The following is a 16,079-nucleotide window of genomic DNA, read 5'->3' on the forward strand; positions in this document are numbered from 1 at the left end:
ATATTAAAGTCCGGCCTCGAGTCGGACTTTTGTTTTTATTACCTTTAAATTAATTAAAAATATCACCTTTATTAAACATATTTTATGAATACACGTGCAGAACAACTTCAGGCTTTCGATAGATTATTAACTATTATGGATGAATTGCGCGAGCAATGTCCGTGGGATAAAAAGCAAACCATGGAAACCTTACGTCATTTAACTATTGAAGAAACTTACGAACTTGGGGATGCCATTTTAGATAATGATTTACAAGAAATTAAAAAGGAATTAGGTGATGTATTACTTCATATCGTGTTTTATTCTAAGATAGGAAGCGAAACCAAGGATTTTGATATTGCCGATGTATGTAACAGTATTTGTGATAAATTGATAAGTAGACACCCGCATATTTATGGCGATGTAAAAGTTGAGAATGAAGAAGATGTTAAACGCAATTGGGAAAATTTAAAATTAAAGGAAGGTAATAAAAGTGTTTTACAAGGCGTTCCTAATAGTTTACCGGCATTAGTAAAAGCTAGCCGAATTCAGGAAAAAGTAGCAGGAGTAGGATTCGATTGGGAAGAACCACATCAAGTCTGGGAAAAAGTAGAGGAAGAACTTGAAGAATTTAAAGCTGAAATTGCGACTGGAAATCAGGATGCTATGGAAGATGAATTTGGAGACGTTTTGTTTTCTCTTGTAAATTATGCTAGATTTTTAAACATAAATCCAGAAAATGCATTAGAACGTACTAATAAAAAATTTAAAAAGAGATTTGAATATTTAGAGTCGAAAGCTAAGCTATTGGGGAAATCTTTAAAAGATATGACACTTGCAGAAATGGATGTGTTTTGGGAAGAAGCAAAAAAAATATAATTTTTTATAAATCATGTAATCCAAGACAAGTATTCTTGCGTATATAATAATAAGGATGACATAATTCTTCATAGATTAAGATTAATAGCATAATCCTTACATTTAAGCTATGTCATTCAAAATAAGTTATTTCTATATAGGTTAGGGAATAGCGGTTTAGTTAGTTAGTAACTCAATCCTACTTGAAAATTATCCTCACGATAATTTATTTCGGGTAGGATTGAGTTTTTTTATGGTTTTATGTTTACTCAGATTTTTTCTCTTTAGGTCTAATAATCATTCTAAATGATTGATCTTTATTAATGTAGTATCCCATCCAATCGTAAAAGGCACGCATTCTGTTTCTAAAACTTACTAAAGACATGATATGTACAAAAATCCATACGCACCATGCAATAAAACCTTTTAGGAAGAATTTTTGGTCTGGACCATCTGTTACGGCTTTATTACTTCCAATAATAGCCATAGACCCTTTGTCTGAATAATTAAAAGGTTCCCAAGCATTAGATTTTAAGTTTTTACCTAAATTTTTGGCTTGCTGAATAGCTACTTGAGCCAATTGCGGATGTCCGTTAGGGTAATCCTTATCTCCAATTATAATGGCTGTATCTCCTAAAGCATAAATATTAGTATACCCCTCAACTAAATTATGACTGTTTGTTTTTAATCGTTTTCCTCTACCAAAATTTTCTTCCTTAAAACCATCAAAAGTTCTAGCAGAAATTCCTGCTGCCCAAATTAAGTTTCTAGATTCAATTTCTGTACCGTCGGAAAGTGAAACTACATCATCTTTAAAATCTTTAACAAAAGTGTTTAATTTTATAATAACACCATATTCTTTTAATTTCTCGTATGTATAATCTTGAGTTCGTTTAGACATTGCAGCAAGAACAGCGTCTTGACCGTCTATTAGGTATATGTTTCCTAAATCTTTTGGATTTAGTTCTGGATAATCTTTTTCTAAAATATGTAATCGCATTTCAGAGAACAAACCAGAAAGTTCTACACCTGTAGGACCAGCACCTGCAATTACAAAGGATAGTAATTTTTTACGGGTGTTGGGGTCTTCAATTCGTGTTGCGCGTTCTAGACGTGTAAAAACAAGATTACGTAATGCTAATGAATCCGAAATGGTTTTCATAGGTAAACTTAACTCTTCAATGTTTTTATTACCAAAGAAATTAGTTTCTGCTCCTGAAGCCATCACTAAAATATCGTAATGTAATTCCCCATTACTTAGAATAATTTTATTCTCTTCTGGAATAACTCTTTGTAATTCGCCCATTCTAAATTTTACATTATCATGCTTTCTTAAAATTTTTCTGAACGGATAACTAATTGCAGACGGTTCCATAAAACCTGCAGCAACTTGATATAATAAAGGCGGGAAAAAATTGTAATTATTTAAGTCGACTAGTATTACATTAAATTGGTGTGCATGATTCATTTGATTAATAAATTCTAAGCCTGCAAAACCACCACCAACAACAACAATTGTTTTCTTATTTTCCATAGTAATAAGGTTTGATTTGGATGTATTAACACCAAAGATAATGTGGTTTTTTCTAATAAAACAGTAACTAAAGGATTAGATTTTTCGCAATCGTTTTCGAATGTAAACTTATTTCTATAAGTAGGTTTTTACTTCATTTTTAAGTTCCAAGCATAAAAAAAAGCCATTCAAAATAAATTAGAATGGCCTTAAATAATGTGTGTTATTGTATTTAGTACAATGCTTTTATCTTGCTCAGTTTTGTTTTCCAAAGTTTTAAAGAATCTTTGTGTCTGCCAATACTTGCATGTACCTCCTTAACCAATGGATTGTCGTCTTTTACATTTGTAAAAAACTGTAAATTATTTTCTAGTTGGTTAATTTCAGCTTTAACTTCGTCTATCTTTTTTCTAATAAATAAACGCTCATTGTCTAAGTGTCTTGAGTCGTCTGCATTGCTAAGTTCGTCTAATTTATTTTCAAATTTAATTAACTCAGCTTCATTTTTACTTACTTTTACTTGTTTAAAAAGTTCGTCTAAAGCCTTATTAAATTTACCTTCTATAAAACGCTTATTACTTGGTACACGACCAATAGCTTTCCATTCAGAGATTTTATCTTTAATAACTTGTAAACCCTCTTCTTTGTTATCAGAGAATTCTATGGTTTTTAAATCATCTAATAATTCTGTCTTTGCTTTAAATGCAGCTATTTCTACTTCGTTTTCAGCATTCTTTTTAGAATGTAAGTTGTCGAAATACGCATTACAAGCAGCCTTAAACTGTTTCCAGATTTTATCACTGTCCTTACGTGGCACGTGACCGATTTTTTTCCAATCGTTCTGTATTTTTTTCATTAAAGGCGTAGTGGTCTCACTATCTTCGCTGTCTTTGTTTGCTTCAGCAATCTTTATTAACTCTAGTTTTTTCTGAAGATTATCAAACTGTTCCTTTTTTAAATCCTTATAGAATACATTTTTCTTTCTATTAAAGGTTCTAACAGCTTCTTTAAATTTAGACCAAGTTGCTTCGTTTACTTTAAGGGGCACTTTTCCAGCTCCGAAAAAAGCTTCTCTTAGTTGTTCTATCTCCTTAATCTTTGCTTGCCAACCATTATGAGATTTTGCACCTTCGTTAGTTAAGCTTTCAATTTTTTGAATGATTAAGGTTTTCTTTTCTAGATTTACCTCGTAAATTTTATCTAACTCGTCATAATACGCTTGACGCTTATTGTGTATAATTTTTGTGGCAGCTTTAAAACGATTCCAGATTTCCTCACGGTGTTCTTTAGAAACAGGTCCTAATTCTTCTTTCCACATTTTATGAAGCACTTGCAACTCTCTAAAAGAACGATTGGTGTCTTCGTCTTGAGCAAGTTCTTCTGCGCGTTCAATAATTTTTAATTTTAAATCGAGATTGTGTTTAAAATCTAAATCTCTTAAATCGCGATTTAAATGAAGAAAATCGTAAAACATTTCAACATGATGATGGTAACTATTCCAAGCATTATTGTATTTATCTCTTGGTATAGGACCTGCATTACGCCATTGGTCTTGTAAGTCTTTAAAATGCTTATAAGTGGTATTGATGTTTTCTTCAACGCCAATTAACCCTTTTATGTCTTCAATAATTCGAAGTCTATTTTCAAGGTTCCCTTTTAAATTTGTTTCAATTTTTTTATAATGAGAATGTAATTGGCCTTTGTAATCTTTATATGCAGTTTTAAAACGTTTCTGAACTGGGCTAGAGTAGTAGAAATCTATCTCGTTACCGCCTTCATTTAAAAAATCTTCTTTCTTTTCGTCTATTAACGAATTAAATTTAGAATTGAATTCGTTTTTAATACCATCGACATGTTCTTTAATGGCTTGAACTTTTTCTGTAGAAACCAATTTCTCAAGTTCGATAACCAATGCTTCTAACGACATGGTGTCGTATTCTTTAAACGGAATAGTGTGACGCTCGTTATTACCTTCATCTTCGGCATCCTCGGCGTTTGAAGCTTCTATTTCCTCAAATACAACATCTTCATTTTTTGCAGCATCCTCTGTAGATGAGGTTGTCTCAGTAATTGGTGTTTCTTCTGATTGTACTGCTATCGGTTTTTTTTCTTCGTTTCCGTCTACAGGTTGTAGGTTATCTTGCTCTGACATTTTAAAAAATGTTTTTGTTCATTAATATAAGTCTCTAAAGATACTAACAACTCACATAATTACAAAGTGTTGTATAATTTTAATAGGACCGTGTTTTTGTATTATAAATTCCAGATATCCCAAGCTTTTTCTGCTTGGTATTCTAGCATTTTTAAACCGTTTAAAATGGTTGTATTTTGCTCGCGACCTTTTCTTAAAAAAGTGGTCTCACTCGGATTGTAAATTAAATCGAAAAGTAAATGTTTATCTGTTAAGGCCTCGTAAGGTATATCTGGACAATCATTTACATTAGGAAATGTACCTACAGGAGAGCAGTTGATTATTAAGGTATACTTGTCCATTACTTCAACAGTCAAGGCGGTATAACTTATCGTCTTTTCGTTTTTAGGTGATCTAGACACATACTTAAATTCTATGTTTAGTCTGCTAAGCGCAAAAGCAATGGCTTTACTGGCTCCACCAGTTCCTAAAATTAAAGCATGAGTATGGTGTGGTTTTAAATCATTTTCTATAGATTTCTGAAATCCGTAGTAATCTGTATTGTACCCAACTAATGTGCCTTCTTTTGTTAGTTTTATAGTGTTAACCGCGCCAATATTTGCTGCGTCTTCATTTAAACTGTCTAAAAAAGGGATGACTTGTTCTTTATAAGGAATAGTAACATTTAGCCCTTTAACTTCAGGATGATTTTTAAATATAGATGGGAATTCTGAAATATTGTCTAAATCAAAATTCTGATACGTAGTGTCTGTAATATTTAGTTTTTCAAATTTTTCTTTGAAATATGTATTGGAAAACGAATATGAAATTTGCTTTCCTACTAAGCCTAGTTTATTCATGAAATTGTTCGTGTTTTTTCGCCGTAAACGCCTAACCATAATACAATGCCAATACCTACAGCAATTAAAAAAGTGGCGATGTAAGTTTCGGTATTTAATTCGGGAATGTAGCGTATATAATTGGTAACAACTTTAGATCCGGTAGAATCTAAAGCCAGTTCGCCAGATTCTAATGTTTTATAAATGGTATGTTTCCAAGGCCAAACTACGCCCAAAGAACCTACAATAAACCCAATAATAGAGGCCATTGTAATACTTTTATAATGTTTTAAAATGTAACTTAATAAGTGCGAAAATGTAACTAAGCCTGTAAATGAACCCAGAGTGAATACGGCTAATACTTTTAGTAGTCGGATTCTATTCGAGTTATTAATGAATTCGAAATTCCAGCTTACAATATCGGCAACCGTGTCGTACAATGCATTCACAGAATCTACAAGTAGCAAGACGTAATTTCCTAATAAGATAAGGATAAATGAACCTGAGAATCCGGGAAGTGTCATTCCGGAAACACTAATAATTCCGCAGAAAAAAACAAACCATAGATTATCGTTTTCTTTTGCAGGATCTAAAAAGCTAATACTAACTCCAATTGCGGTGCCAATAATTAGAGCGATTATAGTTCTGTAATTCCAATCTTCAAAATCTTTACTAATGTAATAAATTGAGCCTACAATCATTCCGAAAAAGACACTCCATACAAATAGTTCGTAATGTCTAATTAAGTAATCTAAAATTTTAGAAATACTGAAGTAACTAATAATCATTCCTAAGAATAGTAGACTTAAGAATTTACCATTTATATATTGATACAGACTTTTAAATCTTCCGTTTATAAGAAGTTTAAACGCTTTGCCATTAAATTTCTGAAGTGAATAAATAAACTCTTCATAAAATCCAGACACAAAAGCTACAACACCACCAGAAATACCAGGAACCTTATTCGCAGCTCCCATACCTAACCCTTTTAGGACTAAGAAAAATTTATCTGATAATGTTCTGGTGCTTTCCATTAACTTTTTTTAGTTCCTAATTTCTCTAAAATAAAGATAGTAAAAAATCCAAAAATCATAAGAGCTATTGCCGAAATTACATGAGAGTCGACCTGATTCATTTTAGCATAAACAGCAGGCATTGTACTTAGTTCTGTAACGGTTTTATAAACTTCGGTAATTTGAGTTTGCTTTTCGTAAATCGCTAATGTTCCTAAGTTAGACACGTCGGAGAAAGGTATAATATGCCCAGTTTCTTTTTCTAGAATAGTTGCGGTTAGTTTCCAAGGCCAGACTTTATTTAAAGATCCAAATATAAATCCAGTTAATACAGCAAGTGTTGTATTGTGGAAGTTTTTAAATAACCATTTTAATAAGTGACTAAAGCTTAATAATCCAACTAAAGCACCTACAGCAAATAAGGCAATTTTCTTAAAATCGAAATCATGAAAAGCGTCACTTAATGTTTTATAGGCTCCAAGAATAACGAGTATAAATGATCCGGATATTCCTGGTAATATCATAGCACAAATGGCAATTGCTCCTGCAAAAAATAAAAACCAAGGACTATTATTACTGTTTAAAGAGGGTAGGGTCGTAATGTAAAAAGCTAATGCGGCTCCTAGTATAAGGCTAATAATTGTGGCAATATTCCATTTGTTAATTTGTTTTCCAACAAAGAAAATACTAGCAATTATTAACCCGAAGAAGAACGACCAAATTAATACTGGATGATGTTCTAATAAATATTTGGCAACTCGCATAAAAGATACAAAACTTACAATAATACCTGTAAGTAGTGCCACCAGAAAGCTTCCGTTTAATTGTTTCCAAAACGATGCAAAGCCTTCGTTTTTTAAGGTTTTAAATAGAGATAGATTTATACCACTAATGGTAGATATAAGTTCTTCGTATATTCCAGAAATAAAAGCGATTGTTCCTCCAGACACTCCAGGAACAGCATCTGCAGCACCCATAGCCATACCTTTAAGCGAAATAACGAGATAGTCTTTTAAATTACGATGCATTTTTAGGTTTTAAATTTGAAACCCAAAGGTATGAATTTTAGCTAGACAGACTGAACTATTCTTTTGCTTTAAGTGCTTTTTTTACAAGTTTAGACTTGTATGTTTCAGGAAAAAGCTCTTCAATTATAAATACATATTCAGGATTAAAATGTAATCCGTTTTTTAAGTGAAAAGATGCTTTTTCAACCTCATTTCCTTTAAAATATAAGCCGGCTAATCGGTATTCTATTTCTGCGTTTTCAGGGTAGAATTCTGCAGCTTGTAAGAGGTTGTAAATAGCAGCTTCAGGTTCGCCTATTTTAATTAAAATATCGCAACGCGATAACCACGTGTTTAATTCGTAATTACCTAACTCGATTGCTTTTTTGTATCCTGATTCAGCTTCTTCTAAGAAATTTAATCGGTGATTAATTTGTGCGTATAATTTCCAGTACTTTACATTATCGCCATCAATATTTATAGCTTTATTAATGTAATACAATGCTTTCTGGTAATTTTTTTGTTTTGTGTAGAAACGTGTAATAGACACCCAACCTTTATCTAACAAAGGGTCTTCGTGTACCGTTTTATAAAAATATTGAACGGCTAAATCGTTTTTACCTAATTTCTCGTAACAATGTCCAATTCGTAATAATGCAAAAGATGTAGGGTCCTCTAAAGTTAAAGACGTTGTGTAGCTTTCTATAGCATCTTCAAAACGTTTCAATTTCTCTAAAACTTTTCCTTTTTCAATATATGCGCCTACAAAGGTATCGTCAGAAATAATTGCAAAATCGTAAGCGGCTATGGCTTTCTTGTATTTTTTTAAAGCAAAATACTGTTTACCTAGTTGGTGCCATGCAACTTCACTATATGGATTTTTGTCTAAGTATGTATTAAGGTATTCTATTGCTTCTTGATATTGCTCCATAAATTCGAAACAATAAATCATATTATACAATGCAGAATAATCTTCAAGATCCTCTTCTAAGCACTTAATAAAGCTATTTTTTGCTTCTTCAAATTTATCTAGGAATAAATATTCCATACCTATTAAGGAATGTAAATCTGCAGTTTCTTCAGAGAGCTTAACGGCTTTTTTTAACACATCTATGGCCTCTTCGTGTTGATCTCTTTTAGATAATATATTAGCTTTCTGAATGTAAATTTCTTCGTTTTGAGGTTCTAAAGTGTATAAATCGTTAAGCATTAAATCTGCTTGCTCTAATTTATTCTCGAAAACAAAAACTTCAATTTTAAAAAGTTTTAAATTGGTGGAGGAAGGGTGTTGGTTAAGACCTAATTTTATAGCTTTTTTTGCTAACGCAATTTTACCTAAATCTAAATAATAATGAATAATATTCTCAAACTCTTCTGAATCAAAGAATAAAACGTGATTCGTTTTAAGCATTGATTCAAATTTAGTTAAAGATAATTCGTTGTTGTTAGGACTGAACTCCATAGGCGATTTTATATGGTTTCTTATATTATTAAATATAATGATCAAATTTACGCATTATTAAAAAGCCAATTGAATGTTTTCAACAAAGTAATCAACAGTGTAAGAAAATTAAGTGCTAATTATGTGTTAAAACACTGTTTTTTAATGAACTATGCTGTTTAAGATGTTGATAATAATCTTGCAGCCTTTCTCTATCTCTTCATTAGAAATGGTTAATGGCGGTGTAATTCTAATGGCTCTTGGCTCAAAAAGTAACCAAAACGCAATTAAACCTTCTTCTTGGGCTTTTATAATAACTTGATTTGTAATGTCTGCGCTAGGTGTTAAAGCCGCAAGCATTAATCCTTTTCCCCGAATTTCGGTTATTAATGGGTGTTGCAATAAGCGTTTAAAAAGCTGTTCTTTTTCTAATGCTTTTGTCATTAAATCGGTTTCGGTAATCTCTTTTAGAGTAGCCAAAGCAGCAGCAGCAATTACGGGATGTCCTCCAAAGGTGGTAATGTGCCCCATTTTTGGCTCCTCTTTTAATTGTTCCATTAATTTAGTAGAAGCAGTAAATGCTCCAATTGGCATACCGCCTCCCAAACCTTTACCAGTAACCAGTATATCTGGTGTGCAATTGTAGTTTTCAAAACCGAATAGTTTACCAGTTCTACCTATTCCCGGTTGAATTTCATCTAAGATTAAAAGGGCTCCAACAGCTTCACACCTGGCTTTTACTTTTGTTAAATATCCATCTCGTGGTTCTAAGAATCCCGCGCCACCTTGAATGGTTTCTAATATTACAGCTGCAGTGTTAGAGGTTATACTTTGTAAATCGTCAATATTATTGAAGCTAATAAATTTTATGCCAGGTACTAATGGTCTGTATGCCTGTTTGCGTTCTTCATATCCCATAACACTCATAGATCCCATAGTATTGCCATGATATGCATGTTTAGCAGCTATGATTTCACTGCGTCCTGTTGCACGTTTAGCTAATTTTAAAGCACCTTCTATAGCTTCTGTCCCAGAGTTTACTAAATAGGTCTGTTCTAAGGGCTCTGGTGTGTGCTCTGCAAAAAACTGTGCTAGTTCTACAGCCGGTTTCTGAATGTATTCCCCATACACCATAACGTGCATGTATTTGTCTAACTGATCCTTTATAGCATTTACCACCTTTGGGTGACTATGCCCTAAACTACAAGCCGAAACTCCTGCTACGAAATCTAAATAGGCTTTATTATTAGTATCGTAAATGTAAGATCCTTTGGCGTGAGAAATTTCCATTGCTAAAGGGAATGGAGAGGTCTGTGCTTGATATTTAAAAAATTCGTCCTTCATAATTAAGGTGATTTTTTTAGGGTTGTAGGTGGTTGAATTGAATCCTTTACAGGCTGATTTAAAGTTGAAACGGAATCTTTGTCTGGTAAATGTCGAGATGCTTTAGACGGATCTTCAACATTATTAGCTTTATTACTTTCTTCTAAATCTTCTGCCCGTTTGATTAATGTTTCATCGAAAAATTCATCTTGTGGAACATATGGATCTAATCCTTTTATAACGGGTAATTCAAGCGGTGGGTCGTCTCGAAATAAATCTTCAACACTAATTGGCCGTTCATCCTCCCTCCAGTCAAATCCTCTTAATTTTTTAGCGTTGGCAGGATATTTTGATTCAGGATATAGTGTGCCATCGACTTCATTTATTTTCTGAATGATGTTAATTTCATTGCCTTCAAAAAACATAGAAATACTTGCCGATTTCGATTTTTCAATTCCAATTAATTCTTGTTTATCGTTTCTCGCATAGTAAATGGATTCAGCATTTCTAATGATATCAATTTGGCGTAACTGATTTGCATCATTAAATAAACCATATAATTTCCTGCCAGATATCTGATTGTAACCGTTGCCAATGGTGTCTTTACTTATTATAAAGGCATTGTCGAAAACAATAAGCGAATCTAATTTTTCTTCTTTAGTATTCGATTTTATATGAATTGTATCTCCTGTCATTTGGTTTTTAAAGTTCCAAATAATAGGTCTTCGTTTTACTGCAAAATTATCTTTGGGCGATAAACGTGATAAATTAATGAGTTGTGTAAGTCCTGAAGTTTGATCAACGTGAATAGAATCTGCTTTTCCACTCATATCCGACTTATACATTTTTACATTTCTGAATGCTCGAGTAATACGGTGTTCTGGTTTTCCGGTAACCATTAAAGTATCTCCATGAATATAGAGCGAATCTTGCTCTTGTACGGAAATTGCTAAGGCACGTTTGGTAATAAAAACAGAATCTTTAGCTCGATACACTTCAGCATAATGTCCTTTAATTACACTATTATTTAAGGTGTCGGTAACTGTAATATTGTTGGTAGCAGAGGCAAAACTGTCATTTCTATTAAAGTACAAACTATCGCCTTCAATAGTTCTGTTGTCGTAATCGATACGTGAGTTTTTAATAAAATAACCAATATCGTTAGTGGTGTCGTAAAAACCACGCTCACAGTATATTTTTGAAGCGTCTCCAGTAATGGTACTAGGGCCATACATATAGGCTAAAGCATTTTCTGTATAGTAATCTAACTGTTCAGTATTTAAAACGTATTCTGGATTTACTAAGTTTACATCGCCTACAAATTGATATTTTTTCACATCCATATAATACCGGCCAATCCTACTTGTTATTGTGCCTGAAGAATCTCTTACCACTGTTCCTCCTGTTCTATAAAATGCTTGTTGTTTAGCACGGTCAAAATACAACGTGTCTGTAGATAGTACTGAGCTAGGTTCGGTTAGAACAACATCGCCACTAGCAAAGGCTAATTTTGTTTTTCCACTATATTCTACATATTTAGCATCCATATTTATGGTGTCGCCTTGTTTCATTTTTACATGACCATAAGCTTCTATAAAATCTTCTTTTCCGTAATGAATTGCTTGGTCGCACCACATATTAACACCTTCGTGAATAATGTGTATTTGTCCGGAATCGTCACGCGTTAGTACTTTTGCACCTGGATATTTAGCTTCATCGAAAGTCAAGAATCCTGAATATTGAATTTCAATTCGTTTTTGTTGTTGCGCGTACAATTGTGTAAATGAAACGAAGAGGAATAACAGAAATATATAGTGTAGTTGAGCTGTTTTCAAATTAAAATATTTGCAACAAAAATAAGGATATAAATGATTTGCGTTACTGAATTGTAAAAGATTTAAGATAAAAAACCCGCTTAAATTAGATTTAAACGGGTTTTTAAAAAGTATTAAAACTATATTTATTATCTAAAAATAGTTTCTTTTCTATCTGGACCTACAGAAACAATAGTAATAGGTGTTTCAAGGGCTTTTTCTAAAAATTCGATATAGGCATTTAATGATTTAGGAAGCTGAGAGTCTTCAGACATTTTAGTTAAATCTTCACTCCAACCTTCAAAATCTGTATAAATTGGCTCTACATTTTCTGGTTCGATGTTATAAGGGAAATGCTCAATAACTTCACCTTTATATTTATAAGCTGTACACACTTTTAGTGTTTTAAAACCAGATAATACATCTGCTTTCATCATCATAAGTTGTGTTACACCGTTAACCTGGCAAGCATATTTTAAAGCCACAAGATCTAACCAACCACAACGACGTGCACGTCCTGTTGTTGCTCCAAATTCGTGCCCTACTTTAGCCATAGTTGCACCATCTTCATCAAATAATTCGGTAGGGAATGGTCCTGAACCTACACGTGTTGTGTAAGCTTTAAATATTCCGAATACTTCACCAATTTGGTTAGGAGCAACTCCTAAACCTGTACAAGCCCCAGCAGCAGTGGTGTTACTTGATGTTACAAATGGATATGTTCCGAAGTCAATATCTAAAAGTGAACCTTGAGCACCTTCTGCAAGAATTGTTTTTCCAGCTTTTTGTGCTTGATACACATACTCTTCAGAATCGATGAATTTTAAAGATTTTAAAACTTTTACAGCTTCAAAAAATTCAGTTTCAAGTTCTGCTAAGTTATATTGAATTTCTACGTTGTAAAATCCAATCATAGCCTCGTGCTTATCTGCAAGAGCTCTATAACGTTCTTTCCAATCGCTTAATTCTAAATCTCCAACACGCATACCGTTACGGCCAGTTTTGTCCATATAAGTTGGACCAATACCTTTTAAAGTAGAACCAATTTTGGCTTTACCTTTAGACGCTTCACTAGCTGCATCTAATAAACGGTGCGTTGGTAAAATAATATGAGCTTTACGAGAAATAAGAAGTGATTTTCTGTAATCGACGTCTTGCTCTTCTAGCTTATCTAATTCTTTTTTAAAAATTACTGGATCTATAACAACGCCGTTACCTACTAAGTTCATGGCATCGTCGTGAAAAATTCCAGAAGGAATGGTGTGTAAAACGTGTTTTTTGCCGTTAAAAACTAGTGTGTGTCCTGCATTTGGACCGCCTTGAAAACGTGCAATGATATTGTATTTCGAGGTTAGTACATCAACAATTTTTCCTTTGCCTTCGTCACCCCATTGTAACCCTAGTAGTAAATCTACTGCCATTATAAAAATATGTTATTTGGTTGTTGTTTTTCTGTTGCCATAAAAATATAGCGAATGATTTTTAATTTCAATATCAAAAACTTCTTCAATAGTTTTCTTTATGGATTGAATTCGTGGATCGCAAAACTCGATAACTTCACCTGTATCTGTAAGGATAACATGATCGTGTTGTTTATCGAAATACGATTTTTCGTAATGTGCTTGGTTTTGACCAAACTGATGTTTTCTTACTAAGCCGCAATCTAAAAGAAGCTCTATAGTATTGTAAAGGGTAGCACGACTAACACGATATTTTTTGTTTTTCATGTTAAGATATAGAGATTCTATATCGAAGTGTACTTCACTATCGTAAATTTCTTGAAGAATAGCGTAACGTTCTGGTGTTTTCCTGTGCCCGTTATCCTCTAAGAATTTAGTGAAGACATTCTTTACAATGTCCTGGTTTTTTGTATCTGATTTTAAACTCATAATTTCAACCGCAAATTTACATATATTTTTAGACTCTAGACACTTTATCTATACCATTAATTTTTTTAAGATTCGCAACTAATTTATTCAGCATTGAATTATTCTTAACAATTACGTTTAATTTCCCCGAAAACAGACCGTCATCGGTTTCAAAACTCATGCTTTTAATATTTACATGCATGTTGGAGGAAATGATTTTAGTAATTTGATTAACTATACCTAAATTGTCTATACCCGATAATGTGAGTTGTGCAGAATATTCTTGCTGAGAGGAGTCGATCCATTTGGCTTGAATTATTCTGTACGCATAATTGGATTGTAAAGATACGGCATTTGGACAGTTTTTCTTGTGTACTTTTATACCTTCATTTACGGTAATAAAACCAAACACTTGATCACCAGGAATAGGATTACAGCAATTAGAGAGTTTGTAATCTAATTTCTCTTCTTCTTTACCAAAAACTAATAAATCGTATTTAGCAAAGACTTCTTCTTTTTCAAGATCTTCTTTAGATACGTTTGCACGTCTATTAATTTTATTTTTAAAGAAACTCACTAGGGCATTGCTTCTAGACGCTGCAAATGCCTTTAGCATGGTGTTGTCTATTGCACCAATTCCTATACGATAAAATAAATCTAAACTTGTTTTTAGTTTAAAATAGTGTACCAAATCGTTTATAGATTTTTCGTCTAGATTTATTTTAAGCTGTTTTAATTTTCGTCTTAAAATTTCTTTACCTTCTTCACCTATAAGCTTTTTGTCTTCTTTTAAAGCCGATTTAATTTTACCTCTTGCTTTTGCAGTAGTTGCATAATCTAACCAATTAGAATTGGGTTTAGCACTGTCTGAAGTTAAAATATCGACTTGATCACCACTATGTAGTTTGTAACTAAGCGGTACTAATTTTCCGTTTACTTTGGCACCTCGCGTACGCATACCCACTTCGGTATGTATATTAAATGCAAAATCTAAAGGTGTTGCATCTTTAGGCAATGATTTTAAATCGCCTTTAGGTGTAAAGACATAAATTTCTTTAGAGTAGAGGTTCAGTTTAAATTGTTCGACAAAATCTACGGCATTCGTTTCGTTACTTTCTAAGGCTTCTTGAAGTTTTGCAACCCAAGAATCTAAACTATCTTCTTTTTCTGTGTCTTGTTTGTATTTGTAGTGCGCTGCATATCCTTTTTCAGCAATCTCATTCATACGCTCACTACGAATTTGAACTTCTACCCAACGTCCTTTTGGGCCCATTACGGTAATATGAAGGGCTTCGTAACCCGTAGATTTTGGAGAGGAAATCCAGTCTCTTAGTCGGATGGGATTAGGGCGGAAATGATCTGTAACTATAGAATAAATTTTCCAAGCTAGAAACTTCTCATTAGCAGTGTCACTTTTATAAATAATTCTTACAGCGAATTTGTCGTAAACTTCATCAAAAGAAACGCCTTGTTTCATCATCTTTCTACGGATAGAAAAAATGGATTTTGGTCGTCCTTTTATTGTGTAATGTAGGCCCTCTCTATCAAGCGATTTTTTTATTAATTCATTAAATTCTCTAATATATTCGTCTTGACCTTCTTTGCTATCCTTTATTTTATTTAGGATATCGAAATACACATCTGGCTCTGTATACTTTAAACTTAAATCTTCTAATTCGTTTTTAATATTATAAAGACCAATACGGTGTGCTAAAGGGGCGTATATGTATAAGGTTTCGCTAGCAATTTTAATTTGTTTATCTGGACGCATAGAATCCATGGTTTGCATATTGTGCAAACGGTCGGCAATTTTAATGATGATAACGCGAACATCATCATTTAAAGTCAGCAACATTTTTCTGAAATTCTCAGCTTGTAGCGATACGTCTTCCATGTCTTTAGACATAGACGAAATCTTGGTTAAACCTTCAACAATTAAAGCTACGGTTTCTCCAAAAAGTTCTCGAATATCGTTAATATCGTATCTCGGGCAATCTTCTACAACATCATGAAGTAAGGCCGCTGCAATACACGTGGCATCTAATCCTATTTCTTGAGCGACTAAGCGCGCTACAGCAATGGGATGAAAAATATACGCTTCACCAGATTTACGACGTTGGTCTTTATGAGCATCTACAGCTATTTCGAAAGCTTTACGAATAAGTTTTTTGTCGTCTTCTGTAAGCGTTCGGTAGCTAACCTGTAGCAGGTCTTTGTAGGCTCTCGCAATGGTTGCGTTTTCGTGTTCTATTTCGGCATCTGTCATAAAACTAAAAGTAGTATAAAGAATATT

12 protein-coding genes are annotated in these 16,079 nt (G+C 33.1%); 1 reads left to right on the forward strand and 11 read right to left on the reverse strand.

The genetic code is table 11. The annotated features are described in order from the left end of the window. Window positions 1-84 precede the first annotated feature (84 nt). The gene (gene mazG, locus BN863_RS03880; protein WP_038527735.1) at window positions 85-858 is read left to right on the forward strand and encodes a nucleoside triphosphate pyrophosphohydrolase; all 774 of its coding nucleotides are present in this window, start codon (window positions 85-87) and stop codon (window positions 856-858) included. Window positions 859-1,102: 244 nt separating this feature from the next. Here the strand turns inward: mazG and BN863_RS03885 are convergent, their stop codons facing one another. From BN863_RS03885 to BN863_RS03935, 11 genes are all read right to left on the reverse strand, one after another. After that, a complete protein-coding gene (locus BN863_RS03885; protein ID WP_038527737.1) occupies window positions 1,103-2,371 on the reverse strand; it encodes an NAD(P)/FAD-dependent oxidoreductase in 1,269 nt (422 codons plus the stop codon). 211 nt (window positions 2,372-2,582) lie between these two features. Further along, complete coding sequence (locus tag BN863_RS03890; RefSeq protein ID WP_038527738.1) at window positions 2,583-4,502, reverse strand: DUF349 domain-containing protein; 1,920 nt, start codon at window positions 4,500-4,502, stop codon at window positions 2,583-2,585. Between the two features lie 101 nt (window positions 4,503-4,603). Continuing rightward, on the reverse strand, window positions 4,604-5,341 hold the full coding sequence (locus BN863_RS03895; protein ID WP_038527740.1) for a shikimate dehydrogenase family protein: 738 nt from the start codon (window positions 5,339-5,341) through the stop codon (window positions 4,604-4,606). After that, window positions 5,338-6,354 (reverse strand): DUF368 domain-containing protein, encoded by a 1,017-nt coding sequence (locus BN863_RS03900; protein ID WP_038527742.1) that lies wholly within the window; start codon window positions 6,352-6,354, stop codon window positions 5,338-5,340. Before BN863_RS03900 ends, BN863_RS03895 begins: the two co-directional genes overlap by 4 nt. Beyond that, the gene (locus BN863_RS03905; protein ID WP_038527744.1) at window positions 6,354-7,361 is read right to left on the reverse strand and encodes a DUF368 domain-containing protein; all 1,008 of its coding nucleotides are present in this window, start codon (window positions 7,359-7,361) and stop codon (window positions 6,354-6,356) included. Before BN863_RS03905 ends, BN863_RS03900 begins: the two co-directional genes overlap by 1 nt. 55 nt (window positions 7,362-7,416) lie before the next feature. Beyond that, window positions 7,417-8,802: a tetratricopeptide repeat protein gene (locus BN863_RS03910; protein ID WP_038527747.1), complete on the reverse strand. Its 1,386-nt coding sequence runs from the start codon at window positions 8,800-8,802 to the stop codon at window positions 7,417-7,419. A 141-nt stretch (window positions 8,803-8,943) separates the two neighbouring features. Continuing rightward, window positions 8,944-10,125 carry an aspartate aminotransferase family protein gene (locus BN863_RS03915; protein ID WP_038527749.1) on the reverse strand — a complete coding sequence of 394 codons (1,182 nt, stop codon included), beginning with the start codon at window positions 10,123-10,125 and terminating at the stop codon, window positions 8,944-8,946. A gap of 2 nt (window positions 10,126-10,127) precedes the next feature. After that, on the reverse strand, window positions 10,128-11,939 hold the full coding sequence (locus tag BN863_RS03920; protein ID WP_084817458.1) for an OstA-like protein: 1,812 nt from the start codon (window positions 11,937-11,939) through the stop codon (window positions 10,128-10,130). Between the two features lie 128 nt (window positions 11,940-12,067). After that, window positions 12,068-13,339: an adenylosuccinate synthase gene (locus tag BN863_RS03925; protein WP_038527751.1), complete on the reverse strand. Its 1,272-nt coding sequence runs from the start codon at window positions 13,337-13,339 to the stop codon at window positions 12,068-12,070. A gap of 12 nt (window positions 13,340-13,351) precedes the next feature. Continuing rightward, entirely contained in the window at window positions 13,352-13,807 is a 456-nt protein-coding gene (locus BN863_RS03930) for a Fur family transcriptional regulator (RefSeq protein WP_038527752.1), read from the reverse strand. A gap of 28 nt (window positions 13,808-13,835) precedes the next feature. Next, window positions 13,836-16,052: a RelA/SpoT family protein gene (locus BN863_RS03935; protein ID WP_038527755.1), complete on the reverse strand. Its 2,217-nt coding sequence runs from the start codon at window positions 16,050-16,052 to the stop codon at window positions 13,836-13,838. Between the last annotated feature and the right edge of the window lie 27 nt (window positions 16,053-16,079).

It is taken from the genome of Formosa agariphila KMM 3901 (assembly GCF_000723205.1).
Lineage (GTDB): Bacteria > Bacteroidota > Bacteroidia > Flavobacteriales > Flavobacteriaceae > Formosa > Formosa agariphila.